This window comes from Pseudomonas sp. LRF_L74, assembly GCF_965644255.1.
GTDB lineage: Bacteria > Pseudomonadota > Gammaproteobacteria > Pseudomonadales > Pseudomonadaceae > Aquipseudomonas.
Genome location: NZ_CBFFRH010000001.1, coordinates 590,408 through 616,153, shown reverse-complemented (window position 1 = coordinate 616,153; position 25,746 = coordinate 590,408). Strand labels below are relative to the sequence as shown.

Below are 25,746 nucleotides of genomic sequence, written 5' to 3'. Positions count from 1 at the left end.
AGGCTACCCTTTTATCTTGCTGCGATGAAGACGGTGGCCGATCAGCCGCCGAACTTCTTGCGCAGTTGCTGGACGGTGCGCAGCTGGGCTGCAACCTCGGCCAGGTGAGCGGCGGCGGAACCGTAGTCGAACTCCGCGCCGTGCTCGTTCAGTGCTTTCTCGGCGGCCTTGAGGGCCTCCTGGGCAGCTGCTTCGTCGATGTCGGCAGCGCGCTGCACGGTGTCGGCCAGGACCTTCACCATGTTCGGCTGGACTTCGAGGAAGCCACCGGAGATGTAGAACACCTCGGTTTCGCCACCTTGCTTGACCAGACGGATCGGGCCCGGCTTGAGGTCGGTGATCAGCGGGGCGTGGCCCGGAGTGATACCAAGATCACCCAGGTTGCCGTGCGCAATCACCATCTCGACCAGACCGGAGAAGATCTCCGACTCCGCGCTGACGATATCGCAATGGACTGTCATAGCCATTTCTAACCTCGCGTGAGCGCCCGTCGCCGGGCGCACCGGTTACAGTTTCTTGGCTTTCTCGATGGCTTCTTCGATACCGCCGACCATGTAGAACGCTTGTTCCGGCAGGTGGTCGTAGTCGCCTTTGAGGATGCCGCTGAAGCCCGCGATGGTGTCTTTCAGGCTGACGTACTTGCCCGGCGAACCGGTGAAGACTTCGGCCACGAAGAACGGCTGGGACAGGAAGCGCTGGATCTTACGAGCACGGGATACCAGCTGCTTGTCTTCTTCCGACAGTTCGTCCATGCCGAGGATCGCGATGATGTCCTTCAGCTCTTTGTAGCGCTGCAGCACGTACTGAACGCCGCGAGCGGTGTCGTAGTGCTCCTGGCCGATCACGTTCGGGTCCAACTGACGCGAAGTCGAGTCGAGCGGATCGACCGCCGGGTAGATACCCAGGGAGGCGATGTCACGCGACAGTACGACGGTGGCGTCCAAGTGGGCGAAAGTGGTCGCCGGGCTCGGGTCGGTCAGGTCGTCCGCCGGTACGTATACAGCTTGTACCGAGGTGATCGAGCCGTTCTTGGTGGAGGTGATGCGCTCTTGCAGAACGCCCATTTCCTCGGCCAGGGTCGGCTGGTAACCCACTGCGGAAGGCATACGACCCAGCAGCGCGGATACTTCGGTACCGGCCAGGGTGTAGCGGTAGATGTTGTCGACGAACAGCAGAACGTCACGGCCTTCGTCACGGAACTTCTCGGCCATGGTCAGGCCGGTCAGTGCCACGCGCAGACGGTTGCCTGGCGGCTCGTTCATCTGGCCATAGACCAGCGCCACTTTGTCGAGAACGTTGGAGTCCTTCATCTCGTGATAGAAGTCGTTACCTTCACGAGTACGCTCGCCCACGCCCGCGAACACGGAGTAACCGCTGTGTTCCATGGCGATGTTGCGGATCAGTTCCATCATGTTCACGGTCTTGCCGACACCGGCACCACCGAACAGACCGACTTTACCGCCCTTGGCGAACGGGCAAACCAGGTCGATGACCTTGATGCCGGTTTCCAGCAGGTCGTTGCCGCCTGCTTGCTCGGCGTACGACGGCGCAGGGCGGTGGATTTCCCACTGCTCTTCTTCACCGATCGGGCCGGCTTCGTCGATGGGGTTGCCCAGCACGTCCATGATCCGGCCCAGGGTCGCTTTACCGACCGGTACGGAGATGGCCTTGTTGGTACGGGTGACGTCCAGGCCGCGTTTCAGGCCTTCGGTCGAACCCATCGCAATGGAACGAACCACGCCGTCGCCCAGCTGCTGCTGAACTTCCAGGGTGGTTTCAGCGCCGCTGACTTTCAGCGCTTCATAAACACTCGGTACCTGATCACGCGGGAATTCCACGTCGATAACGGCGCCGATGATTTGAACGATACGTCCGCTACTCATCTTTGGTTCCTCTGACTTTTTTCAACCGTTCTAACAGTTGAACCGTTCTTAAACCGCGGCAGCGCCGCCGACGATTTCCGAAATTTCCTGGGTGATCGCTGCCTGACGCGCCTTGTTGTAAATCAGCTGCAGGCCTTTGATCAGATCGCCAGCGTTGTCGGTGGCGTTCTTCATCGCGATCATCCGGGCAGCTTGTTCAGCTGCGTTGTTCTCGACCACTGCCTGGTACACCTGCGATTCCACGTAACGCACCATCAAGCCGTCGAGCAGCTGTTTGGCGTCGGGTTCGTACAGGTAGTCCCAGTGATGCTTGAGCTCAGCTTCCGGAGTCGCCACCAGGGGAACGAGCTGCTCCACTGTCGGCTTTTGCGTCATGGTATTGATGAACTTGTTCGAGACCACGGACAGACGATCGATGCGACCTTCAAGGTAAGCATCGAGCATGACCTTGACGGAACCGATCAGATCGTTGATCGACGGTTGTTCGCCCAGGTGGCTGATCGCAGCAACGACATTGCCACCGAAGCTGCGGAAGAATGCCGCACCTTTGGTACCAATCACGCAGAGGTCAACCTCTACGTTTTGCTCGCGATTGCTCGCCATGTCCTTGACCAGAGCCTTGAACAGGTTGGTATTCAGACCACCACACAGACCACGGTCCGAGCTCACCACCACATAACCGACGCGCTTTACCGGGCGTTCGATCATGAACGGATGGCGGTACTCCGGGTTGGCGTTGGCCAGATGACCAATCACCTGACGGATACGCTCCGCGTAGGGACGGCTGGCAGCCATGCGCTGTTGTGCTCTGCGCATTTTGCTGACCGCCACCTTTTCCATGGCGCTGGTGATCTTCTGCGTGCTTTTGATGCTCGCAATCTTGCTGCGAATCTCTTTTGCGCCTGCCATGCAACACCTATATAGGTACACCTATCGGTTAGCAGGATGGGGGCGTTAGCCCCCACCACGGCTTACCAGGTTTGGGTGGCTTTGAACTTCTCGATACCGGCTTTCAGCTGGCCATCGATGTCGTCGTTGAAGTCACCCTTCTCGTTGATCTTCGCCATCAGAGCGGCGTGATCACGGTTGAAGAAGGCGATCAGAGCCTGCTCGAAGCTGATGATCTTGGCGACTTCGATGTCGGTCAGGAAACCACGCTCAGCGGCATACAGCGACAGCGCCATGTCCGCGATGGACATCGGAGCGTATTGCTTCTGCTTCATCAGCTCGGTAACGCGCTGACCATGCTCGAGCTGCTTGCGGGTGGCTTCGTCCAGGTCAGAAGCGAACTGGGCAAATGCCGCCAGTTCACGGTACTGAGCCAGAGCGGTACGGATACCACCGGAGAGCTTCTTGATGATCTTGGTCTGCGCAGCACCACCGACGCGGGATACCGAGATACCGGCGTTGACGGCCGGACGGATACCCGAGTTGAACATGGCCGATTCCAGGAAGATCTGACCGTCGGTGATCGAGATCACGTTGGTCGGAACGAACGCGGAAACGTCGCCCGCCTGGGTTTCGATGATCGGCAGGGCGGTCAGGGAACCGGTCTTGCCAGTCACGGCGCCATTGGTGAACTTCTCGACGTACTCTTCGGAAACGCGGGAAGCGCGCTCCAGCAGACGGCTGTGGAGATAGAACACGTCGCCCGGATACGCTTCGCGGCCCGGCGGACGGCGCAGCAGCAGGGAGATCTGGCGGTAGGCAACGGCTTGCTTGGACAGGTCGTCGTACACGATCAGGGCGTCTTCACCGCGGTCGCGGAAGTATTCGCCCATGGTGCAGCCGGCGTACGGCGCGATGAACTGCAGCGCAGCCGATTCGGAGGCACTGGCAGCCACGATGATGGTGTTGGCCAGGGCACCGGCTTCTTCCAGTTTGCGCACGACGTTGGCGATGGTCGATTGTTTCTGACCGATCGCTACGTAGACGCAACGGATGCCACTGCTCTTCTGGTTGATGATGGCGTCGATGGCCAGAGCGGTTTTACCGATCTGACGGTCACCGATGATCAGCTCGCGCTGGCCACGGCCTACCGGGATCATGGCATCGACCGACTTGTAACCGGTCTGTACCGGCTGGTCGACCGACTTACGCCAGATCACGCCCGGCGCAACCTTTTCAACCGCGTCGGTGGCGACGTTGTTGAGCGGGCCTTTGCCATCGATCGGGTTACCCAGGGCATCGACCACGCGACCCAGCAGTTCCGGACCAACCGGGACTTCCAGGATGCGGCCGGTGCACTTGGCACTCATGCCTTCGGCCAGCGACTGGTAGGCACCCAGAACCACGGCGCCGACGGAGTCGCGCTCAAGGTTCATGGCCATGCCGTAGACGCCGTCCGGGAACTCGATCATTTCGCCGTACATGACGTCGGCGAGACCGTGAATGCGCACGATACCGTCAGACACACTGACGACGGTGCCTTCGTTACGGGCCTGGGAAGAGACGTCGAGCTTGTCGATACGTCCCTTGATGATTTCACTAATTTCGGAAGGATTGAGTTGCTGCATTGCTCTGCTGCCCCTTCAAACTCAAGATTTCAACGCTTCGGCCAGTTTCGCGATTTTGCCGCGAACCGAGCCATCGATAACCAGGTCGCCCGCACGGATGACGACGCCGCCGATGAGGCTGGAGTCTTCCGTAGCGTGCAGACGCACTTCCCGGCTGAGCCGTGCGCTGAGAACCTTGGCGAGTTTGTCTTGCTGTTCTGTACTCAATGCGAAGGCACTGGTCACTTCCACGTCTACCGACCGTTCTTGTTCGGCTTTGTACAGCTCGAACTCGGCGGAGATTTCCGGCAACAGGTCGAGACGACCGTTTTCGGCTACCACGGAAATGAAGTTACGTGCCTGGGCATCGAACTCGTCACCCACCACTTCGATGAAAGTGGCGGCTTTATCTGTACTCGTCAGACGCGGGGCCTTGAGCACGCGTTGCATGGTGTCGTTTTGCGACACCGCTGCAGCCAGGCCGAGCATGGCTGACCAGGAGGCCAGTTGCTGGTGGGCCTGGGCGTGCTCGAAAGCAGCCTTGGCGTAAGGTCGGGCCAGCGTGGTCAGTTCTGCCATGATCGCCCTCGCTTAGATTTCGGCGGCCAGTTTGTTAACCAGCTCCGCATGCGCGTTTTGATCGATGGTGCTACCCAGGATCTTCTCGGCACCGCCGACGGCCAGGGCGCCCACTTGGGCACGCAGGGCGTCTTTGACGCTGTTCAGTTCCTGTTCGATCTCGGCCTGAGCCTGAGCCTTCACACGGTCAGCTTCGACACGAGCCTGATCACGGGCCTCGTCGACGATCTGGGTACCGCGTTTCTTGGCCTGCTCAATGATTTCAGCAGCCTGGGTTTTGGCATCGCGCAGTTGCTCGGCCACTTTCTCGTGGGCCAGCTCCAGATCGCGAGCCGCACGGTTGGCGGCGTCCAGACCATCAGCGATCTTCTTCTGCCGTTCGCGCAGAGCCGTAATGACCGGAGGCCATACGAACTTCATGCAGAACAGCACGAAAATGAAGAACGCAACGGCCTGGCCAATCAGGGTTGCATTAATGTTCACGCCAACACCTCGCTCGTTGTGTGTTCGTCAAACCAATCACTCGTAACGAGTGATTAGCCGGCGATTTGACCAACGAAGGGATTCGCGAAGGTGAAGAACAGAGCGATACCCACGCCGATCATGGTCACGGCGTCCAGCAGACCGGCGACGATGAACATTTTGACCTGCAGCATCGGAACCATTTCCGGCTGGCGAGCAGCGCCTTCCAGGAATTTGCCGCCCAGCAGACCGAAGCCAATGGCAGTGCCCAGAGCGCCCAGACCGATCAGCAGAGCAACGGCAATCGCGGTGAGACCAACTACAGTTTCCATCTTTCCTCCCGACTTTTTATGTCGTGTTTGTTAAGGGTTAAGTGAAGCGGTAAAGCGGTTTTCGTTCAGAGATGCCAAGGCGTCTCTTAGTGACTGTCTTCGTGCGCCATCGACAGATAGACGATGGTCAGCATCATGAAGATGAAGGCCTGCAGCGTGATGATCAGGATGTGGAACACCGCCCACGCCCAGTTCAGGGCAACGCCCAGTGCACTGAGGAGGAACAGGCCACTGCCGAACATCACGGCAATCAGGATGAAGATCAGTTCGCCGGCGTACATGTTGCCGAACAGTCGCAGCGCCAGGGAGATCGGCTTGGCGATCAGGGTGACGAACTCGAGCAGGAAGTTCACCGGGATCAGCACGATCTGCATCACGATGTTCTTGCTGCTGAACGGGTGCAGGGTCAGCTCGCCGAGGAAGCCGCCGATACCTTTTACCTTGATGCTGTAGAAGATGATCAGGGCGAACACCGACAGGGCCATGCCCAGGGTGGCGTTCGGGTCGGTGGTCGGCACGACGCGGAAGAACAGGTGCTCGTTACCCGTGATCTTGGCGGCCAGGACCGGCAGGAAGTCCACCGGCACAAGGTCCATCAGGTTCATCAGGAAGATCCAGACGAAGATGGTCAGGGCCAGCGGCGCGATCACGTTGCTACGACCGTGGAAGGTGTCCTTCACGCTGTTGTCGACGAACTCGATCAGCACTTCGACGAAGTTCTGCAGACCGCCCGGCTGGCCGCTGGTGGCGCGCTTGGCGGCCATGCGGAACAGCAGGACGAAGACCAGGCCGAGTACCACCGACCAGCCCAGGGTGTCGACGTGAAAGGCCCAGAAGCCCATTTCCTTTGCTTCTTGCGCGGTGTGGGCGAAACCCCAGTCGCCACTCGGCAGTTTCCCGAAAGTCAGGTTCTGCAAGTGGTGCTGGATGTAGCCCGAAGCGGTTTGTTCTGCCATGTTGCCCTCAAACGCCCTAAGGTCTCGAAAGTCTTGTTCTCATCAACAGCGGTGCGAACCAGCCAACGCCCAGCGTCAGCACGAACGTGCCGAACAACATCGGCGCATCCAGTGGCTTCACCACCTTGAACGTCAGCGCGAACAGCACTGCCGTCAGAATCAGTTTGCCCGCCTCGCCGGCATAAAATGACCGGACGATGTTCTGGGCCGCCCGCGCTCCGTTGAAACGAAACGCCTTGAGGGCGAAATACACGTTGGGCAACCACGCGATCAAGCCAGCGCATAGTGCCGAATAACCACTTACCGGCCCGCGCCAGGCATATGCACCAGCAGCGAGCAGCAGCGCCACGATAAGTTGCGCGACTAATACCGGAGTGACCGGAATACGATGGATCGGCAAGCGATGGGTCTTGCGGCTATCCATTACAACGGTCCTCTGGCGCTGGCAGCCCAAAATCAATGACTTGGCATGTTTTGTGCCGCCAAAATGCGCGCAGAGTATAGGGGGGCAGTCCCCCCGGTTCAACAGCGCCCTAACGAATTCCGACCGCCCGGCAGGGCAGCATAGATGAGCAATTGTTTCGGTCGTTTCAGCGGATATGCGCCAAAACGCCTTGCAGCTCGTCGAGGGAGTTGTAACGGATGACCAACTGACCCTTGCCCTTCTGACCGTGCTTGATCTGCACGGGAGCCCCTAGTTTCTCGGCCAGGCGCTGTTCGAGGCGATTGATGTCCGGGTCGGACTTGACCGGTACGTCGACTTTTCCTTTGTCGTTCAACCACTGCCGAACCAAGGCTTCGGTCTGGCGCACGGTGAGGCCGCGTGCGACAACGTGTCGCGCCCCTTCGACCTGCCTTTCCAGCGGCAGACCGAGCAGGGCGCGGGCATGGCCCATTTCCAGATCGCCATGGGACAGCAGGGTCTTGATCTCCTCCGGCAAGGCGATCAGGCGCAGCAGGTTGGTGATGGTCGCGCGCGACTTGCCGACCGCATCGGCAACCTGTTGCTGGGTCAGCTCGAACTCCTGCTGCAGGCGTTGCAGGGCGATGGCTTCCTCGATGGGATTGAGGTCTTCGCGCTGGATGTTCTCGATCAGGGCCATGGCGATGGCGGCATCGTCAGGCACTTCGCGGACCATGGCCGGGATCTTGTCCAGGCCGGCCAGTTGACTGGCCCGCCAGCGACGTTCACCGGCGATGATCTCGAAACGACCGCCACCAATCGGGCGCACCACGATCGGCTGCATCACGCCCTGGGCCTTGATCGAATTGGCCAATTCTTCGAGTGCGGTGGGGTCCATGTCGCGACGCGGCTGGTACTTGCCACGTTGCACCAGTTCCAGGGGCAGTTGCTGGAGTTCACGACTGTCGGCCTGGACGGCTTCCTGTTCCAGCGTGGACGGGTTGCTTCCGCCAAGCAGGGCGTCGAGCCCGCGGCCGAGTCCGCGTTTCTTGATGGCCATGGGATTCCTTATGCAGTTGCGGGTTTGGCGCGGGTTCGCTGTCTGCGTACCAGCTCGCCGGCCAGCGCCAGGTAGGCGATGGCGCCACGGGATTGCTTGTCGTAGACCAGCGCCGGCATGCCGAAGCTCGGGGCTTCGGCCAGGCGTACGTTACGCGGGATCACGGCATCGTAAAGCTTGTCGCCGAAATGCTCCTTGAGCTGGGCGGTAACGTCGTTGGCCAGGCTGATGCGCGGGTCGTACATGGTGCGCAGCAGGCCTTCGATCTTCAGATTCGGGTTGAGCAGTGCGCCGATGCGCTGGATGCTGTTGACCAGATCGGTCAGGCCTTCGAGGGCGTAGTACTCGCACTGCATGGGAATGATCACGCCATCGGCGGCCACCAGGGCATTGATGGTCAGCATGGACAGCGACGGTGGGCAGTCGATCAGTACGTAGTCGTAGTTCTCGCGGATCGGCGCCAGGGCGTCGCGCAGGCGCGCCTCCTTCATGTCCATCTCCAGCAACTCGACTTCCGCCGCGGTGAGGTCGCGGTTGGCCGGCAACAGCTGGTAGCCACCGTGCTCGGAAAACTGCATGGCTTCGCCAAGGGTGCTCTCGCCGACCAGCACGTCATAGATCGAGTGTTCGAGGGATAACTTATCCACACCGCTGCCGGTGGTGGCGTTGCCCTGCGGGTCGAGGTCGATGAGCAGCACACGACGCTTGGTGGCGACCAGCGACGCAGCCAGGTTGATGCAGGTGGTGGTCTTGCCAACTCCGCCTTTCTGGTTGGCAATCGCGAATACCTTGGCCATGGCCGACATTCTCCCTTAAATCGAGCGACGCAGTATCAACAGATGGCGCTGGCCTTGGCAACCGGGAACCTTGAGCACATGGCAGCTCTGCAGACTGAAGTCCGCCGGCAGCGCTTGCAGTTCGTCGTCCGGGTGCACGCCTTTCATGGCCAGCCAGTGAGTCGATTGGTCACCGAGGTGACGGGTCCAGTCGGTGAAATCCTGCAGCGAGCTGAAGGCCCGCGAGCTGATGCCGGTGAACGGCTCGCCCGGCTGGTAGGACTCGACACGACTGTGGATAACCTCGAGGTTGGCCAGCTTCAGTTCGAGCTTCACCTGGACCAGGAAACGGGTCTTCTTGCCATTCGAATCGAGCAAGGTGAAGCGTCGCTCGGGAAACATGATCGCCAGCGGAATACCCGGCATACCGCCGCCGCTGCCGACGTCGAGCCAGTTATCCCCATGTTCGGCAACGTGAGTCACCACACTGAGGCTATCGAGCAGGTGACGCGAAACCATCTCGTCGGGATTGCGTACAGCCGTGAGGTTATAGGCCTTGTTCCACTTGATCAGCAGCGCCAGGTAAGCCAGCAGCAACTCCTGCTGGCGTTCACTGAGTTCGATACCCAGTTCCAAGGCGCCCTGACGCAGTTCGTCAGCATGGCGAGAAGTGACCACTGACATCAGGCGCTTTGCTCCAGGCTGCGACCGGCGCCGCGTTTCTTCAAATGGATCAGCAACAGGGAAATCGCCGCCGGTGTCACGCCAGGAATGCGCGAGGCCTGGCCCAGGGTATGCGGACGGGCGTTGCTCAGCTTGCCCTGGATCTCCTTGGACAGGCCGGAAATACTGGTGTAGTCCAGGTCTTCAGGCAGGCGCGTGTCTTCACTGGCGCGCAGGCGAGCGATCTCGTCCTGCTGGCGGTCGATGTAGCCGGCGTACTTGGTCTTGATCTCCACCTGTTCAGCCACCAGCGGATCTTCAGCACCGTCTCCAGTCAATTCGATCAGGCTGGGGTAATCGATTTCCGGGCGGCTGAGCAGGTTGAGCAGGTTGTACTCATGGGCCAGCGGCGTACCGAAGCGGGCGGCGATGGCATCGCCCTGTTCGGTGCCGGGACGCACCCAGGTACTTTTCAGGCGTTGTTCCTCGCGAGCGATGCCTTCGCGCTTGGCCTCGAATGCGGCCCAACGCTGGTCGTCGATCAGGCCGAGTTTGCGGCCTTTCTCGGTCAGGCGCAGGTCGGCATTGTCCTCGCGCAGAACCAACCGGTATTCGGCGCGCGAGGTGAACATGCGATACGGCTCCTGGGTGCCCAAGGTAATCAGGTCGTCGACCATCACGCCAATGTAGGCCTCGTCGCGACGCGGGCACCAGCTGTCCTTGCCCTGCGAACGCAGCGCCGCGTTGGCACCGGCCAGCAGGCCCTGGGCGCCGGCTTCTTCGTAGCCGGTGGTGCCGTTGATCTGGCCAGCGAAGAACAGGCCGCCGATGACCTTGGTTTCCAGGCTGTATTTCAGGTCGCGGGGGTCGAAGAAGTCGTACTCGATGGCATAACCGGGACGCACGATGTGCGCGTTCTCCATGCCCCGGATGCTACGCACTACTTGCAACTGCACGTCGAACGGCAACGAGGTGGAAATGCCGTTGGGGTACAGCTCGTGGGTGGTCAGGCCCTCGGGTTCGAGAAAGACCTGATGGCTGTCCTTGTCGGCGAAGCGATGGATCTTGTCCTCGATGGACGGGCAATAGCGCGGGCCGACGCCTTCGATCACGCCGGAATACATCGGCGAACGGTCGAGGTTGGCCGCGATGATCTCGTGAGTGCGGGCGTTGGTGTGGGTGATCCAGCAACTGACCTGGCGCGGATGCAGCTCTTTGCTGCCAAGGAACGACATCACCGGGATCGGCGTATCGCCAGGCTGTTCGGTCATCACCGAGAAATCCACGGAACGGCCATCGATACGCGGTGGCGTGCCGGTTTTCAGGCGACCGACGCGCAGTGGCAGTTCACGCAGTCGACGAGCAAGCGCAATGGAAGGCGGGTCACCGGCGCGGCCACCTGAATAATTTTCCAGGCCGATGTGGATAAGTCCGCCAAGGAATGTGCCGGTGGTGAGCACCACGTTGTCGGCATGGAAGCGCAGGCCCATCTGGGTCACGACACCTTTGACCTGATCCTGCTCGACGATCAGGTCATCCGCCGCCTGCTGGAATATCCACAGGTTGGTTTGGTTTTCCAGGGTTTCGCGGATGGCGGCTTTGTACAGAACGCGATCCGCTTGGGCACGTGTCGCTCGTACGGCTGGGCCTTTGCGGCTGTTGAGGACACGGAACTGGATGCCGCCTTTATCGGTGGCCATGGCCATGGCGCCGCCAAGTGCGTCGATTTCCTTGACCAGATGGCTCTTGCCGATTCCGCCGATGGCCGGGTTGCAGCTCATCTGGCCGAGGGTTTCGACGTTATGGGTCAACAGCAGGGTCCTGGCGCCCATCCGCGCAGCGGCCAGCGCTGCTTCGGTACCGGCATGGCCGCCGCCGATCACGATCACGTCAAAACGGGAAGGGAAATCCACCACGCACCTCGTGCCTGTTGAAAAGGGGTTATCTGGAAAGGGCGGCAAGTATAGGGAGTTAGGCTCGTTGAAAGAAGTCTTCTGGACAAAAAATAGCCAGATGGTGACGAGACGTGCTTTCAGGATTCCATACAGGCTTTTAGAAAATAGAGAGAAAGAATTCTTATAAAGCCTTATTTTTATTCTTATGTATAGTTAACAGCGTTTCTGTGGATAACGTTACCCAGGCCAGTAACAATGGAGCCTCCAGCGAATGATAAACGTGTGGTGTTCCTGCTCGTTGGACGGTAGGAAGCTGCTGAACCCCTGTGGATGGAATCGAATGTTATGCACAGGGCTGTTTTTCCTCGCGTTGCTCCATGGGTTATGAACGTAGCTGTACGGACGTTTTCCACAGGGTTTATCTGGCCTGTGGATCAAGGTCTCGTTTCAGGTATCGGCTGGAAATACCCGAGAACCGAGGAAGTCGACCAGTGCCCGAACCTTCGGTGAGGCATGCTTGCTCGATGGCCAGAGAATGTTGAACACATTGGTACGTCGTGCCTGTTCAGGCAGTACGCGAATCAGATGCCCTGCGGCCAGTGCGCCGTTCACCGAGAACTCTGGCAGGCAGGCAATACCACGGCCTTGCAGAGCGAAGCACAGACGGGTCTCGATGTTGTTGCAGATCATCGAGGTGGGGAGCTGCAGGTCAGGTTCGCCGACAGGGAGATTCAGCGGCCAGGTTTCCAGCTTGCCGCTGTTGGGATAGCGGTAGCGCAGGCAGGTATGGTCGAGCAGGTCAGCCGGAGTCTGCGGTGTACCGCAGTGTTGCAAGTAGCTGGGCGACGCTACCAGCATCAATTCGAAGGTACCAAGACGACGCGCGGAAAGGCGGGAGTCCTGTGGCTCGCCGGTGCGCACCACGGCGTCGAAGCCTTCCTCGATCACGTCGACCAGGCGATCACTGAAATCCAGGTCCAGTTCGATTGCCGGGTAAGCGGCCATGAACTCACCCAGCACGGGTAGCACCAGGGAACTGACCAAGGGCAGGCTGACCCGCAAGCGACCACGTGGCGCGCAGGACGCCTGGGAAAGCTCCAGCTCTGCGGCTTCTATTTCCGCGAGGATGCGTCGGCTGCGCTCAAGAAACAGCGAGCCTTCGGCGGTCAGCGTGACGCTACGGGTGCTGCGGTGGAAAAGGCGCACGCGAAGCTTTTCTTCCAGCCTTGCCACGCTCTTGCCCACAGCCGAGGCGGAGATACCCAGCAGACGCCCGGCAGCGACAAAGCTGCGGGTTTCCGCGACCTGCACGAACACCATGAAGCCATTCAGGCTGTCCATTCTGCACCTCTATTGCGGACTGATAGTTCCTTTCTGATCGGAAACTTATCCCACTTTTTCTTCAATCCATGACTTTTTATCGTTGTGGCCATTCCCTGCCGAAGGTATCTCCCATGACCACTCTCCACTCCTCCGTTGCCGAACAGGACCAGGAACAACGCCTGCCATGGGGCGCGCTGCTGGCCTTGGCCATGGGGGGATTCATCACCATCCTCACCGAGGCTCTGCCGGCCGGTTTGCTGCCACAGATGGCGATGAGCCTGTCGGTGTCCGAGTCCTGGGTCGGACAGGCCGTAACCTTCTACGCGCTTGGCTCTCTACTCGCGGCCATTCCGCTGACCCTGGTGACCCAGGGCATGCGCCGGCGCTCGCTGTTGTTGATGGCCATCTCAGGGTTCGTGGTGGCCAACACGGTGACAGCGTTATCCACAGGTTTCGTGCTGATCCTGGTTGCTCGCCTACTGGCTGGCGTTTCGGCCGGCCTGCTGTGGGCGTTACTGGCTGGTTACGCCGCGCGCATGGTTCCCGATCACCAACAGGGACGGGCGATTGCCGTCGCCATGTTGGGGGCGCCGCTGGCGATGTCGCTCGGTATTCCGGCTGGCACGCTGCTTGGCACACTGTTGGGCTGGCGTATCTGCTTCGCCATCATGAGCGTGCTGGCCTTGGCGTTGATGATCTGGGTGCGCTGGCGGTTGCCGGATTTCCCGGGCCAGCCCAAGGGCAGGAAATTGCAGCTCGGCGACGTGTTCCGTCTGCCAGGCGTGCGCTCCGTATTGTTCGTGGTGCTGGCCTTCGTCCTTGCCCACAACATTCTCTATACCTACATCGCGCCTTTCCTGGCGAGTGCGGGCATGGTCGAGCGCACTGACTTGGTGTTGCTGGTATTCGGCGCTGCTTCGCTGCTGGGAATCTGGATCGTTGGCGTACTGATCGATCACCACTTGCGGCTGATGACGCTGGCCTGCACGTTGCTGTTCGGCTTAGCCGTTGCAGCGCTTGCTGCCGGCAGCGGAATTCCGGTAGCGGTCTATGGCGCTGTCGGCATATGGGGACTGGCCTTTGGCGGTGCCCCTACCCTTTTCCAGACTGCCTTGGCCAAATCCGCAGGGCAGGCCGCAGACGTCGCACAGTCGATGCTGGTGACGGCGTGGAACGCAGCGATAGCCGGTGGCGGCATCCTCGGCGGCGTGTTGCTCGAACGCATGGGGGTAACGGCTTTCTCACCGGTTCTGCTCGTACTGCTGGGCGCTACGTTTCTGGTGGTCGGCGCTGCCAGGCGTCATGGTTTTGCCTGACGCGGTTCACTTGCCGATGCAGAAGCTGGAAAAAATTCGCCCGAGCAGATCGTCCGAGCTGAAGGCCCCGGTGATCTCGCCCAGTGCCTGCTGGGCTTGGCGCAGGTCTTCGGCGAGCAGTTCGCCGGCTCCTGCCAGGGTCAATTGGGCGTGGCCGTGCTGCAAATGGCCATCGGCCTGGCGCAGCGCTTCCAGGTGTCGACGGCGGGCGCTGAAACCGCTTTCGGCGGTTTGTTCGAAGCCCATGCAGGCTTTCAGATGCTCACGCAGTAGGTCCAGGCCGTCGCTGGATTTGGCCGAGAGACTCAAGGTCGCCAGACCGTCTGTGGATAACTTCAGGGACGGCGCTTCGCCGGACAGGTCGGCCTTGTTGCGGATCAGGGTGACCTTGGCCGGATCTGGTCGAGTATCGAGGAATTCCGGCCACAGGGCGAAGGGATCGCTGGCTTCGGGTGAAGTCGAGTCGACCACCAGCAGCACCCGGTCCGCTTCGCCGATAGCCTTTAGCGCACGTTCGACACCGATGCGCTCGACGGTATCGTCGGTGTCGCGCAGGCCGGCTGTATCCACCACGTGCAACGGCATGCCATCGATGTGGATATGTTCGCGCAATACGTCGCGGGTGGTGCCGGCGATCTCGGTGACGATCGCCGCTTCGCGCCCAGCCAGCGCATTGAGCAGGCTGGACTTGCCGGCATTCGGCCGGCCGGCGATGACCACGGTCATGCCGTCACGCAGCAAGGCGCCCTGCCCGGCTTCATGCAGGACTGTGGATAACTGCTCGCGTACGCCGTTCAGCAGATTCAGTACATGGCCGTCGGCAAGAAAATCGATTTCTTCCTCGGGAAAGTCGATGGCAGCCTCCACGTAGATACGCAGGCTGATGAGTTTTTCGGTCAATTCGTGCACGCGGCGCGAGAATTCGCCTTGCAACGAGCGCACGGCATTGCGCGCCGCCTGCGCCGAGCTGGCTTCGATCAGGTCGGCGATGGCTTCGGCCTGGGCCAGGTCGAGCTTGTCGTTGAGAAAGGCCCGCTCGCTGAATTCGCCGGGGCGCGCCTGGCGAGTGCCGAGTTCCAGGCAGCGCTGCAGGAGCATGTCGAGCACCACCGGGCCACCATGGCCCTGCAACTCCAACACATCTTCGCCAGTGAACGAATTCGGCCCGGGGAAGAACAGCATCAGGCCCTCGTCGATTACCTCGCCTTCGTTGTCATGCCAGGCGCCGTAGTGGGCGTGACGTGGAGTCGGCTCGATACCGCTGAGGGTGATGGCGATCATCCTGGCCCGTGATCCGGAGACGCGGACGATACCGACCCCACCACGGCCTTGGGCGGTGGCAACGGCGGCGATGGTTTCCTGGGCAAGGTTCATGGCGTTCTCCCGACGGATAGCAAAACGCCCCACGAGGGGGCGTCTTGATTACAGCGTATGTGGCGATCAGGCTGTCTTGGTACTCGCCTCGATCTGGCGGGTAATGTACCACTGCTGGGCAATGGACAGGCAGTTGTTGACCACCCAGTACAGGACCAGGCCGGCCGGGAACCACAGGAAGAAGAAGGTGAAGACGATCGGCATCAGCTTCATCACCTTGGCCTGCATCGGATCCGGTGGCGCGGGGTTCAGGCGCTGCTGGATGAACATGGTGGCGCCCATGATGATCGGCAGGATGAAGAACGGGTCCTTGATCGACAGGTCGGTGATCCAGAACATCCACGGCGCCTGGCGCATCTCGACGCTTTCCAGCAGGGTCCAGTACAGGGCCAGGAACACCGGCATCTGCACCAGGATCGGCAGGCAGCCGCCCAGCGGATTGATCTTCTCTTTCTTGTACAGCTCCATCATCGCCTGGGACATCTTCTGGCGATCGTCACCGAACTTCTCTTTCAACGAAGCGAGCTTCGGCGCGACGGCACGCATGCGCGCCATCGATTTGTAGCTGGCGGCGGAGAGCGGGAAGAACGCGAGCTTGATGATCAGGGTCAGGATGATGATCGACCAGCCCCAGTTACCGAGGATGCTGTGGATATGTTCCAGCAGCCAGAAGATCGGCTGGGAAAGGAACCACAGCGGACCGTAGTCGACGGTCAGTTCCAGGCCGGGCGACAGGGTACCCAGGTAATCCTGCGCCTTGGGACCGGCATACAGGGTCATGCTGGTTTCGGCTTTGGCACCGGCCGCAATGGCAATGCTCGGGCCGGTGAAGCCGACGATGTAGTTACCCTGGCCGTCCTTGCGGGTCATGATCTGGTGCTGCTCGCCCTTCGCCGGTACCCAGGCGGTGACGAAGTAGTGCTGCAGCCAGGCGACCCAGCCGCCGTCCACGCTGAGTTTCAGCGATTCCTTGTCGATGTCCTTCATGGACACCTTGGTGTAGGACTTCTCGGGGGTCCAGATTGCCGCGCCCAGGTAAGTCGACACGCCGGTGGCGGTGGTCGAGGACGGATCGCCGCTGTTGTCACGCTTGAGCTGGGCGTAGACGTTACCCGACCATTCCTTGTCGCTCTGGTTGTCAATCAGGTAGCTGACGCCGATCTGGTAGGACGATGGATCGATGCAGCCAGGCTTCTTCAGTGACTGTTCTTTCTCCGAGCACTGGGCATTCAGTCCGCGCTTGAAGGTGAAGCGCTTGACGTAGTTGATACCGCCTTCGCTGTGGGTCAGGTCGACCACCAGTTGCTCTTGACCGTCTACCAGTTGGTAGGACTGCTGGGCGCTGCTCCACAGGGCACGGGAACCGGACTTGTCCGGCGTGTTGGTGCCGATCAGGCCGCTCTGGGCCAGATAAGTGCGCTCGCTGCCGTTGTCGAACAACTGGAACGGCACGTCTGGACGATCCTGGCGACGCGGGTACTGCAACAGGTTGAGCTGTACGACATCGCCACCACGAGGGTCGATGGCCAGGTCGAGCACGTCGGTGCGGACCTTGATCAGGCCTTCGCGCGGGGCGCTGGCTTGCTCCGGTACGACAGGCGTTTCGCCATTGGCGCTTGGCACATCATCGTGGCTATTGCTGTTGGCGGCCGTGGGAACGTCCGGCAGATTCGGGGCTGCGTTGGCCGCGATGGTCGCTTTTTGTTCCGGCAGGTTCGCCTGGCCGTAGTCCTGGTTCCACTGCAGAACCATGAGGTAGGCAACGACGGCCAGGGCAACGAACAGGATCGAGCGTTGGATATCCATGGATTACTCGGTCTTCGAAGGGGGCGAAAGGGGTGGAACCGGATCATAGCCACCGGGATTCCAGGGATGGCAGCGGCTCAGACGGCGAATGCCGAGCCAGCCACCGCGCAGGACGCCATGCAGTTCGATGGCTTCCTGGGTGTAGCAGGAACAGGACGGATAGAAACGACAACGGGCAGCCATCAAGGGGCTGATGGCGTAGCGATAGAACTGGATGGGTAGGATCGCCAGTTTACGCATGGGGATTGTCGTTCTCCCCGGTTCCAGGCGCTGTCACGTTGACAGGCTGATGGCGGGCCAGGCGTTTCCAGAGTTTGCCGAATTGCTGGTGCAGTTCTGGGTTCTCCAGATCACCGAGGCCCTTGCGTGCCACCACGACAATATCCCAGCCCGCCAGAGCATCCTGATTGAGACGAAAGGAGTCCCGTATCAGACGCTTGAGGCGATTGCGTTCGACGGAAAGCTTGACGCTTTTCTTGCCTATCACCAGCCCAAGGCGCGGATGATCGAGATCATTGCCACGACCCAGGACCAGGACATTCTTGCCGGGAGCCTTGCCGCTGGGGGAATCGAAGACCGCCTTGAATTGCCGGGGAGTGAGCAGGCGCTTGTCCCGGCCGAAGCCTCGATTCACCACCGATTCCGTTTATCAGACGGTGAGGCGCTTACGGCCCTTGGCGCGACGACGCGACAGGACTTGACGACCGTTCTTGGTGGCCATGCGAGCGCGGAAACCGTGGGTACGAGCGCGCTTGATAGTGCTGGGTTGGAAAGTGCGTTTCATGGTGCTTACCTGGGTGATCCACTGGCGGCCGGAATGGCCCCCGTTTAAAGAGACCGCGGATTCTAGTGAATACGCGCCTCTAGGTCAATTTCCATACAGCATGCAGGCGTACAAAGAAGTAAGAAGAGAAAGTTTCTTGAGAAAAGCTTGTTTCTTTTATTAATCCTTATGCACCGGCTAGTTTGTTGATAAGTAATATTTTTCCTTTTAAATCATTATTATACGTTTATATGAAAGCTGTCGAAAGATTGCGATTTTCAGGTGTGAGACCTATGGAATAGCTGTGCATGGACTGACGGGTTATCCACGGCGCTGGCATCACAGGTTTGTCCCTGGATTTCTCGACAGCCTTTTCGAATGCTTATCCACAAGGCTCACGCTGCTCTCGGACAGACGGTAAATCGTTGATTTTATTCAGAGCCGTGACCAGGTTCGTGTGGATAACCTGGCCATGCGCGGATACAATGGTCGCCTTTGCTTGCAAACATGGCATCTCGGTATTTAGGGGATTTCAGTGTCCATTGAACTATGGCAGCAGTGCGTCGAACTGCTTCGCGACGAGTTGCCCGCCCAGCAATTCAATACCTGGATTCGCCCGCTTCAAGTCGAGGCGGACGGCGGTGAGGACCTGCGGGTCTATGCGCCCAATCGCTTCGTGCTCGACTGGGTCAACGAAAAGTACTTGCCGCGTCTGCTCGAATTGCTTACCGAGCGCAGTGGCGGTATGGCTCCTTCCTTGTCCATGGCCATCGGCAGCAAACGGAGTTCGGCTGCCATGCGTGCGCCAGTGATGCCGCCTGCTCAGTCCGTCGTTGCCAATCGTCAGCCAGAAGCTACGCCGACTGCAGCTGCTGTCACTGCGGAGCTGGGTTTGCCGGAGCCGGTGGCGGCTCCAGCGATAGCGACCCGTCCAGTAGAGCGTACGGTGCAGGTCGAGGGTGCACTCAAGCACACCAGTTACCTGAACCGTACCTTCACGTTCGAGAATTTCGTCGAGGGCAAGTCGAACCAGATGGCTCGTGCTGCTGCCTGGCAAGTCGCCGACAACCTCAAGCATGGTTACAACCCGTTGTTCCTTTATGGTGGCGTCGGCCTGGGCAAGACTCACTTGATGCATGCTGTGGGTAACCATCTGCTGAAGAAGAACCCCAATGCGAAGGTCATCTACCTGCATTCCGAGCGGTTTGTCGCGGACATGGTCAAGGCGCTGCAACTCAACGCAATTAATGAATTCAAGCGTTTCTACCGCTCAGTGGATGCGTTGCTGATCGACGATATCCAGTTCTTCGCCAAGAAGGAGCGCTCTCAGGAGGAGTTTTTCCACACGTTCAACGCACTCCTCGAAGGTGGCCAGCAGGTGATCCTTACCAGTGACCGCTACCCGAAGGAAATCGACGGGTTGGAAGAGCGTTTGAAGTCGCGTTTCGGCTGGGGTCTGACCGTTGCCGTCGAGCCGCCCGAGCTGGAAACCCGTGTGGCGATCCTGATGAAGAAGGCCGAGCAGACCAAGGTCGACCTGCCCCACGATGCTGCGTTCTTCATCGCCCAGCGCATCCGTTCCAACGTACGTGAACTCGAAGGTGCGCTGAAGCGTGTGATCGCTCACTCGCACTTCACCAACCACCCGATAACCATCGACCTGATCCGCGAGTCGTTGAAAGACTTGCTCGCCCTGCAGGACAAGCTGGTGAGTGTGGATAACATCCAGCGCACCGTTGGTGATTACTACAAGATCAAGCTTTCCGACCTGTTGTCCAAACGCCGTTCCCGCTCCATCGCCAGGCCACGCCAGGTGGCCATGGCGTTGTCCAAGGAGTTGACCAATCACAGTCTTCCTGAAATTGGCGGCGCGTTTGGCGGACGAGACCACACCACGGTTCTGCATGCCTGTCGTAAGATTGCGGAACTGAGGGAGTCCGACGCGGATATCCGCGAGGATTACAAGAAACTGCTGCGCACCTTGACCACCTAACGCAGCCCTTGAGGCTAGGGACTAGACCATGCATTTCACCATTCAACGCGAAGCCTTGTTGAAACCCCTGCAACTGGTCGCAGGCGTCGTCGAACGCCGGCAGACCCTGCCGGTTCTCTCCAACGTGCTGCTCGTGGTCGAGGGGCAGCAACTGTCCCTGACCGGTACCGACCTCGAAGTCGAACTGGTCGGGCGCGTAGCCCTGGAAGATAGCGCCGAACCTGGCGAGATCACCGTACCGGCGCGCAAGCTGATGGATATCTGCAAGAGCCTGCCGAACGACGCACTGATCGACATTCGTGTCGATGAACAGAAGCTGGTGGTCAAGGCAGGCCGCAGTCGCTTCACCCTGTCGACGCTGCCGGCCAACGATTTCCCGACCGTCGAAGAGGGTCCGGGCTCGCTGACCTTCAGCCTGGTGCAGAGCAAGCTGCGTCGCCTGATCGATCGCACCAGTTTCGCCATGGCTCAACAAGATGTGCGCTATTACCTCAACGGCATGCTCCTGGAAGTGCAGACGGGTGTGCTGCGTGCAGTCGCCACCGATGGTCATCGCCTGGCGCTGTGCGCCATGGAAGCCAACATCGAGCAGAACGAAAAGCATCAGGTCATTGTGCCGCGTAAAGGCATTCTCGAACTGGCGCGCCTGTTGACCGAGCAGGATGGCGAAGTCGCTATTGTCCTGGGCCAGCATCACATTCGTGCGACCACCGGCGAGTTCACCTTCACCTCCAAACTGGTCGATGGCAAGTTCCCCGACTACGAGCGTGTTTTGCCGCGCGGTGGTGACAAGCTGGTGATCGGCGAACGTCAATCACTGCGCGAGGCGTTCAGCCGTACCTCTATTCTCTCCAATGAGAAGTACCGCGGCATCCGTCTGCAACTTGCCAGTGGTTTGCTGAAAATCCAGGCAAACAACCCGGAGCAGGAAGAAGCGGAAGAAGAAGTGGCTGTCGACTACAACGGCGCCTCGTTGGAAATCGGCTTCAACGTCAGCTATCTGCTCGATGTACTCGGTGTGATGAGCACAGAGCAAGTTCGCCTGACCCTGTCCGACTCCAACAGCAGTGCACTGGTTCAGGAAGCAGGTAACGACGATTCTTCCTATGTCGTCATGCCGATGCGCCTGTAACTGCTGAATGTCCCTATCCCGCGTTACTGTCACCGCGGTGCGTAATCTGCACCCGGTGACCCTCTCCCCCTCCTCTCGTATCAATATTCTCCATGGCTCCAACGGCAGCGGAAAAACCAGCCTGCTGGAGGCGATCCATCTGCTTGGATTAGCGCGCTCGTTTCGCAGCAATCGTCTGCTGCCGATGATTCAGTACGAACAACCGATCTGTACCGTTTTCGGCCAGGTGCAGATGCCTGATGAGCGCGTGAGCAATCTTGGTATCTCCCGCGACCGGCAGGGTGAACTGCAGATTCGTATCGACGGACAGAACGCGCGTAGTACAGCGCAGCTTGCTGAAATATTGCCGCTCCAGGTGATCAACCCGGATAGCTTTCGCTTGCTCGAAGGCGCACCGAAGATACGTCGACAGTTCCTCGACTGGGGAGTGTTCCACGTGGAACCTCGCTTCATGCCCGCCTGGCAACGCTTGCAGAAGGCGCTCAGGCAGCGAAACTCGTGGCTGCGCCGTGGTACACTGGACAGTGCTGCGCAGGCGGCATGGGATCGAGAATTGTGTCTTGCCAGCGATGAAATCGACAGCTATCGCCGTGCTTACATACAGGCACTCAAACCTGTGTTCGAAAAAGTGCTGGCGGAGCTCGTAGAGCTTGAAGGGCTTACGCTGAGTTACTCAAGAGGCTGGGACAAAGACAAGCCACTCGAAGAAGTGCTTGCTGCATCCCTTATTCGTGATCAACAGCTTGGTCATACCCAGGCGGGTCCCCAGCGTGCGGATTTACGTATGCGCCTGGGGGCGAATAATGCCGCGGAGATTCTGTCCCGTGGCCAACAGAAGCTGGTCGTCTGTGCGTTGCGTATCGCTCAGGGGCATCTGTTGAACCAGGCGAAACATGGCCAGTGCATTTATCTGGTGGACGACCTGCCATCCGAGTTGGATGAGCAACATCGACAGGCACTTTGCCGGCTGCTGGAAGACTTGCAGTGTCAGGTGTTTATCACCTGTGTCGACGACGAATTATTGAATGATGGCTGGCGCACGGAAACGCCAGTCGCTGTGTTCCACGTGGAACATGGTTGTATCACCCAGACACGACCATCGGGAGTGAAGGCATGAGCGATAACCAAACGTACGACTCCAACAGTATCAAGGTTCTAAAGGGCCTGGATGCCGTACGCAAGCGGCCTGGTATGTATATCGGCGACACCGACGATGGCAGCGGGCTGCACCACATGGTCTTCGAGGTGGTCGATAACTCGATTGACGAAGCCCTTGCAGGCTATTGCAGCGACATCAGCATTACCATCCATCCTGATGAGTCGATTACCGTGCGCGACAACGGTCGTGGCATCCCAGTCGACATCCACAAGGAGGAGGGCGTTTCGGCAGCCGAGGTCATCATGACCGTGCTGCACGCTGGCGGTAAGTTCGACGACAACAGCTACAAGGTGTCCGGCGGCCTGCACGGAGTGGGTGTCTCTGTCGTGAATGCGCTGTCCAAGGAACTGATTCTGACCATTCGCCGCAGCGGCAAGATCTGGGAGCAGACCTATGTCCACGGCGTGCCTCAGGCGCCCCTGGCTCCCGTTGGCGATAGCGAAGGGACTGGCACCCAGATCCATTTCAAACCGTCTTCCGAAACCTTCCAGAATATCCATTTCAGCTGGGATATTCTGGCCAAGCGCCTGCGTGAACTGTCCTTCCTCAACTCAGGCGTGGGCATCATGCTGAAGGATGAACGCTCCGGCAAGGAAGAGCTGTTCAAGTACGAGGGGGGACTGAAAGCCTTCGTTGACTACTTGAACACCAACAAGACCGTGGTCAACCAGGTATTCCACTTCAATATCCAGCGTGAAGACGATGGCGTGGGTGTCGAGGTGGCGCTGCAGTGGAACGACAGCTTCAACGAGAACATCCTCTGCTTCACCAACAATATCCCGCAGCGTGACGGCGGTACCCACTTGGCCGGCTTCCGCTCTGCCCTGACCCGTCATCTGAACAACTACATCGAGGCCGAAGGCCTGGCGAAGAAGTTCAAGGTCGCCACCACCGGCGATGATGCCCGTGAAGGCCTGACCGCGATCATTTCGGTCAAGGTGCCGGATCCGAAATTCAGCTCGCAGACCAAGGACAAGCTGGTTTCCTCCGAGGTCAAGACGGCGGTCGAGCAGGAGATGGGCAAATATTTCGCCGACTTCTTGCTGGAGAACCCGAACGAAGCCAAGGCCGTGGTTGGCAAGATGATCGACGCCGCCCGTGCTCGCGAAGCAGCGCGCAAGGCGCGGGAGATGACCCGTCGTAAAGGTGCGCTGGATATCGCTGGCCTGCCAGGCAAGCTGGCTGACTGCCAGGAGAAGGACCCTGCCCTTTCCGAACTGTATATCGTGGAAGGGGACTCCGCGGGCGGCTCTGCCAAGCAGGGGCGTAACCGCAGGACCCAGGCGATCCTGCCGCTCAAGGGCAAGATCCTCAACGTTGAAAAAGCGCGTTTCGACAAGATGCTCTCCTCCCAGGAGGTCGGCACTCTGATCACTGCGCTCGGCTGTGGTATCGGCCGCGAGGAATACAACATCGACAAGCTGCGTTACCACAACATCATCATCATGACCGATGCTGACGTCGACGGTTCGCACATCCGTACCCTGCTGCTGACCTTCTTCTTCCGTCAATTGCCGGAGCTGATCGAGCGCGGCTACATCTATATCGCCCAGCCACCGCTGTACAAGGTCAAGAAGGGCAAGCAGGAGCAGTACATCAAGGACGACGACGCCATGGACGAGTACATGACCCAGTCGGCCCTGGAAGACGCCAGCCTGCATGTCAACGAGAGCGCTCCCGGTTTGTCTGGTGCCGCTCTGGAGAAACTGGTCAACGAGTACCGTGGTGTTATGAAGACGCTGGGACGTCTGTCCCGTGTCTACCCGCAGGATATAACCGAGCACTTCGTCTATCTGCCACGCGTATCGGTCGAGCAACTGGCCGATCAGGCGGCCATGCAAGGCTGGCTCGATAGCCTGCAAGCGCGCCTGAAGGCTGCCGAGAAGTCCGGCCAGACCTATACCGCCAGCCTGCGCGAAGACCGTGAGCGTCACCTGTGGCTGCCTGAAGTAGAGGTCAGTGCCCATGGCCTGTCCAACTACATCACCTTCAACCGCGACTTCTTCGCCAGCAACGATTACCGTACGGTGACTGGCCTGGGTGATCAGCTCAACAGCTTGCTGGAAGAAAACGCCTACGTTCAGCGTGGCGAGCGCAAGAAGCCAGTCCTGACCTTCAAGGAAGCACTGACCTGGCTGATGACAGAAAGCACCAAGCGTCACACTATCCAGCGCTATAAGGGGTTGGGTGAGATGAACCCGGACCAGCTGTGGGAAACCACCATGGACCCGACTGTGCGTCGCATGCTCAAGGTCACCATCGAAGATGCCATCGCGGCGGACCAGATCTTCAACACCCTGATGGGGGATGCGGTCGAACCACGCCGCGACTTCATCGAGAGTAACGCTCTGGCAGTGTCGAACCTAGACTTCTAATTCATCCCCCAGTGCCATAAAAAGCCCCGCTCATGCGGGGCTTTTTCTTTATTTTCAGACGGTTGCGATCATGTCCACCAATACCGTACCAGGTGGAAGAACACCGGCGCGGCGAAACATACCGAATCCAGGCGGTCGAGCATGCCGCCGTGGCCTTCGATCATGTGGCCCCAGTCCTTCACGCCACGGTCGCGTTTGATAGCCGACATCACCAGGCCGCCGGCGAAGCCAAGCAGGTTGACCAGCAACGCCATCAGAGCGGCCTGCCAAAAGGTGAACGGGGTGATCCAGCACAGCGCTGCACCGATCAGGGTCGCCAGGGCTACGCCGCCGAAGAAGCCTTCCGCAGTCTTGGAGGGCGATAGACGCGGGGCGATCTTGCGCTTGCCGAACAGCTTGCCGCAGACGTACTGCAGGACGTCGGAAAGCTGCACCACGATCACCAGCCAGGCGATCAGCAGCAGGTTGCGATTTTCATAACCTTCGATCTGTAGGGTCAGCAGTGCGGGTACCGAGGAGATGCAGTACACCGCGATCATCAGGCCCCATTGGACTTTCGAGGTGCGTTCGAGGAAGCGCGTAGTGTCACCACCTAGGGACGCCAGGATCGGCATCAGCAGGAACAGGTAGACCGGGATGAAGATGGTGAAGAGTCCGTACCAGTCGATGCCGATCAATAGGTACTGCATCGGCAGGGCAAAGTAGAACGCGGCAATCAACGCTGGATAGTCGCTGCGCCGGGTCGGCATCAGGGTGAGGAATTCACGCAGGGCGTAGAAGGACACACCGTAGAACAGGATGACCACGCCAATCTTGCCGAACAGGAAGGCGATGCCGATCACCAGCACCATCACCCACCAGGCATTGATGCGTGCGTTGAGATTGTCGATGACTGCATTCGGCTGGCCGCCGGAGCGCAATTTGAGAATGAAGCCGATGATCGAGGCCAGCAGCAGAATACCGCCGATACCGGCGAACAGCATCAAGGTACTACGATCCAT

Annotated in this window: 24 protein-coding genes and 1 pseudogene; 5 read left to right on the top strand and 20 right to left on the bottom strand. The window is 59.5% G+C overall.

All coding sequences use genetic code 11. The features are described from left to right. Positions 1-41: 41 nt before the first annotated feature. The 14 genes from ACSZPK_RS02915 to ACSZPK_RS02850 all read right to left on the bottom strand — a co-directional run bounded on the left by ACSZPK_RS02915 (position 42) and on the right by ACSZPK_RS02850 (position 12,845). Positions 42-467 (bottom strand): F0F1 ATP synthase subunit epsilon, encoded by a 426-nt coding sequence (locus tag ACSZPK_RS02915; RefSeq protein WP_437879883.1) that lies wholly within the window; start codon positions 465-467, stop codon positions 42-44. 39 nt (positions 468-506) lie between these two features. Beyond that, positions 507-1,883, bottom strand: a complete 1,377-nt coding sequence (atpD, locus tag ACSZPK_RS02910; protein WP_437879882.1) for a F0F1 ATP synthase subunit beta — start codon at positions 1,881-1,883, stop codon at positions 507-509. A gap of 48 nt (positions 1,884-1,931) precedes the next feature. Then, a complete protein-coding gene (gene atpG / locus ACSZPK_RS02905; RefSeq protein ID WP_437879881.1) occupies positions 1,932-2,792 on the bottom strand; it encodes a F0F1 ATP synthase subunit gamma in 861 nt (286 codons plus the stop codon). A 62-nt stretch (positions 2,793-2,854) separates the two neighbouring features. Next, positions 2,855-4,399, bottom strand: a complete 1,545-nt coding sequence (atpA, locus tag ACSZPK_RS02900) for a F0F1 ATP synthase subunit alpha (RefSeq protein WP_437879880.1) — start codon at positions 4,397-4,399, stop codon at positions 2,855-2,857. A 21-nt stretch (positions 4,400-4,420) separates the two neighbouring features. Next, the gene (locus tag ACSZPK_RS02895; RefSeq protein ID WP_437879879.1) at positions 4,421-4,957 is read right to left on the bottom strand and encodes a F0F1 ATP synthase subunit delta; all 537 of its coding nucleotides are present in this window, start codon (positions 4,955-4,957) and stop codon (positions 4,421-4,423) included. Between the two features lie 12 nt (positions 4,958-4,969). Beyond that, entirely contained in the window at positions 4,970-5,440 is a 471-nt protein-coding gene (locus ACSZPK_RS02890) for a F0F1 ATP synthase subunit B (RefSeq protein WP_437879878.1), read from the bottom strand. Positions 5,441-5,493: 53 nt separating this feature from the next. Beyond that, positions 5,494-5,751 carry a F0F1 ATP synthase subunit C gene (atpE, locus tag ACSZPK_RS02885; protein ID WP_003097235.1) on the bottom strand — a complete coding sequence of 86 codons (258 nt, stop codon included), beginning with the start codon at positions 5,749-5,751 and terminating at the stop codon, positions 5,494-5,496. Between the two features lie 86 nt (positions 5,752-5,837). Next, complete coding sequence (gene atpB / locus ACSZPK_RS02880; protein ID WP_437879877.1) at positions 5,838-6,707, bottom strand: F0F1 ATP synthase subunit A; 870 nt, start codon at positions 6,705-6,707, stop codon at positions 5,838-5,840. Between the two features lie 16 nt (positions 6,708-6,723). After that, entirely contained in the window at positions 6,724-7,131 is a 408-nt protein-coding gene (locus ACSZPK_RS02875) for a F0F1 ATP synthase subunit I (protein ID WP_437879876.1), read from the bottom strand. A 166-nt stretch (positions 7,132-7,297) separates the two neighbouring features. After that, the gene (locus tag ACSZPK_RS02870; RefSeq protein WP_437879875.1) at positions 7,298-8,170 is read right to left on the bottom strand and encodes a ParB/RepB/Spo0J family partition protein; all 873 of its coding nucleotides are present in this window, start codon (positions 8,168-8,170) and stop codon (positions 7,298-7,300) included. An 8-nt stretch (positions 8,171-8,178) separates the two neighbouring features. Continuing rightward, positions 8,179-8,967 (bottom strand): ParA family protein, encoded by a 789-nt coding sequence (locus ACSZPK_RS02865; protein WP_437879874.1) that lies wholly within the window; start codon positions 8,965-8,967, stop codon positions 8,179-8,181. A gap of 15 nt (positions 8,968-8,982) precedes the next feature. Further along, positions 8,983-9,630: a 16S rRNA (guanine(527)-N(7))-methyltransferase RsmG gene (rsmG, locus tag ACSZPK_RS02860; RefSeq protein WP_437879873.1), complete on the bottom strand. Its 648-nt coding sequence runs from the start codon at positions 9,628-9,630 to the stop codon at positions 8,983-8,985. Continuing rightward, the gene (gene mnmG / locus ACSZPK_RS02855; protein WP_437879872.1) at positions 9,630-11,522 is read right to left on the bottom strand and encodes a tRNA uridine-5-carboxymethylaminomethyl(34) synthesis enzyme MnmG; all 1,893 of its coding nucleotides are present in this window, start codon (positions 11,520-11,522) and stop codon (positions 9,630-9,632) included. The genes rsmG and mnmG overlap by 1 nt, the downstream gene beginning before the upstream one ends. A 429-nt stretch (positions 11,523-11,951) precedes the next feature. Beyond that, positions 11,952-12,845, bottom strand: a complete 894-nt coding sequence (locus ACSZPK_RS02850; protein ID WP_437879871.1) for a LysR family transcriptional regulator — start codon at positions 12,843-12,845, stop codon at positions 11,952-11,954. A 113-nt stretch (positions 12,846-12,958) separates the two neighbouring features. Between ACSZPK_RS02850 and ACSZPK_RS02845 the strand changes: the two genes are divergently transcribed. Continuing rightward, positions 12,959-14,143, top strand: coding sequence for an MFS transporter (locus ACSZPK_RS02845; protein ID WP_437879870.1), 1,185 nt, complete (start codon positions 12,959-12,961; stop codon positions 14,141-14,143). A 6-nt stretch (positions 14,144-14,149) separates the two neighbouring features. Here ACSZPK_RS02845 and mnmE read toward each other — a convergent pair whose 3' ends face one another. From mnmE to rpmH, 5 genes are all read right to left on the bottom strand, one after another. Beyond that, positions 14,150-15,517 carry a tRNA uridine-5-carboxymethylaminomethyl(34) synthesis GTPase MnmE gene (gene mnmE / locus ACSZPK_RS02840; RefSeq protein ID WP_437879869.1) on the bottom strand — a complete coding sequence of 456 codons (1,368 nt, stop codon included), beginning with the start codon at positions 15,515-15,517 and terminating at the stop codon, positions 14,150-14,152. A gap of 66 nt (positions 15,518-15,583) precedes the next feature. Then, on the bottom strand, positions 15,584-17,323 hold the full coding sequence (yidC, locus tag ACSZPK_RS02835) for a membrane protein insertase YidC (protein WP_437879868.1): 1,740 nt from the start codon (positions 17,321-17,323) through the stop codon (positions 15,584-15,586). A gap of 3 nt (positions 17,324-17,326) precedes the next feature. Then, the gene (gene yidD / locus ACSZPK_RS02830) at positions 17,327-17,563 is read right to left on the bottom strand and encodes a membrane protein insertion efficiency factor YidD (RefSeq protein WP_437879867.1); all 237 of its coding nucleotides are present in this window, start codon (positions 17,561-17,563) and stop codon (positions 17,327-17,329) included. After that, the gene (gene rnpA / locus ACSZPK_RS02825; RefSeq protein WP_437879866.1) at positions 17,556-17,957 is read right to left on the bottom strand and encodes a ribonuclease P protein component; all 402 of its coding nucleotides are present in this window, start codon (positions 17,955-17,957) and stop codon (positions 17,556-17,558) included. Before rnpA ends, yidD begins: the two co-directional genes overlap by 8 nt. A gap of 15 nt (positions 17,958-17,972) precedes the next feature. Further along, positions 17,973-18,107 carry a 50S ribosomal protein L34 gene (gene rpmH / locus ACSZPK_RS02820; RefSeq protein WP_003290924.1) on the bottom strand — a complete coding sequence of 45 codons (135 nt, stop codon included), beginning with the start codon at positions 18,105-18,107 and terminating at the stop codon, positions 17,973-17,975. A 514-nt stretch (positions 18,108-18,621) separates the two neighbouring features. On the opposite strand from rpmH, the gene dnaA reads away from it, so the two are divergent. The 4 genes and pseudogenes from dnaA to gyrB all read left to right on the top strand — a co-directional run bounded on the left by dnaA (position 18,622) and on the right by gyrB (position 24,745). Further along, entirely contained in the window at positions 18,622-20,079 is a 1,458-nt protein-coding gene (dnaA, locus tag ACSZPK_RS02815; RefSeq protein WP_437879865.1) for a chromosomal replication initiator protein DnaA, read from the top strand. A gap of 28 nt (positions 20,080-20,107) precedes the next feature. Then, the gene (dnaN, locus tag ACSZPK_RS02810; protein WP_437879864.1) at positions 20,108-21,211 is read left to right on the top strand and encodes a DNA polymerase III subunit beta; all 1,104 of its coding nucleotides are present in this window, start codon (positions 20,108-20,110) and stop codon (positions 21,209-21,211) included. A gap of 7 nt (positions 21,212-21,218) precedes the next feature. Then, positions 21,219-22,320: pseudogene (gene recF, locus ACSZPK_RS02805) on the top strand (DNA replication/repair protein RecF). Between the two features lie 4 nt (positions 22,321-22,324). Further along, positions 22,325-24,745, top strand: coding sequence for a DNA topoisomerase (ATP-hydrolyzing) subunit B (gene gyrB, locus ACSZPK_RS02800; RefSeq protein ID WP_437879863.1), 2,421 nt, complete (start codon positions 22,325-22,327; stop codon positions 24,743-24,745). 68 nt (positions 24,746-24,813) lie between these two features. Here the strand turns inward: gyrB and ACSZPK_RS02795 are convergent, their stop codons facing one another. Beyond that, complete coding sequence (locus ACSZPK_RS02795) at positions 24,814-25,746, bottom strand: phosphatidate cytidylyltransferase (RefSeq protein WP_437879862.1); 933 nt, start codon at positions 25,744-25,746, stop codon at positions 24,814-24,816.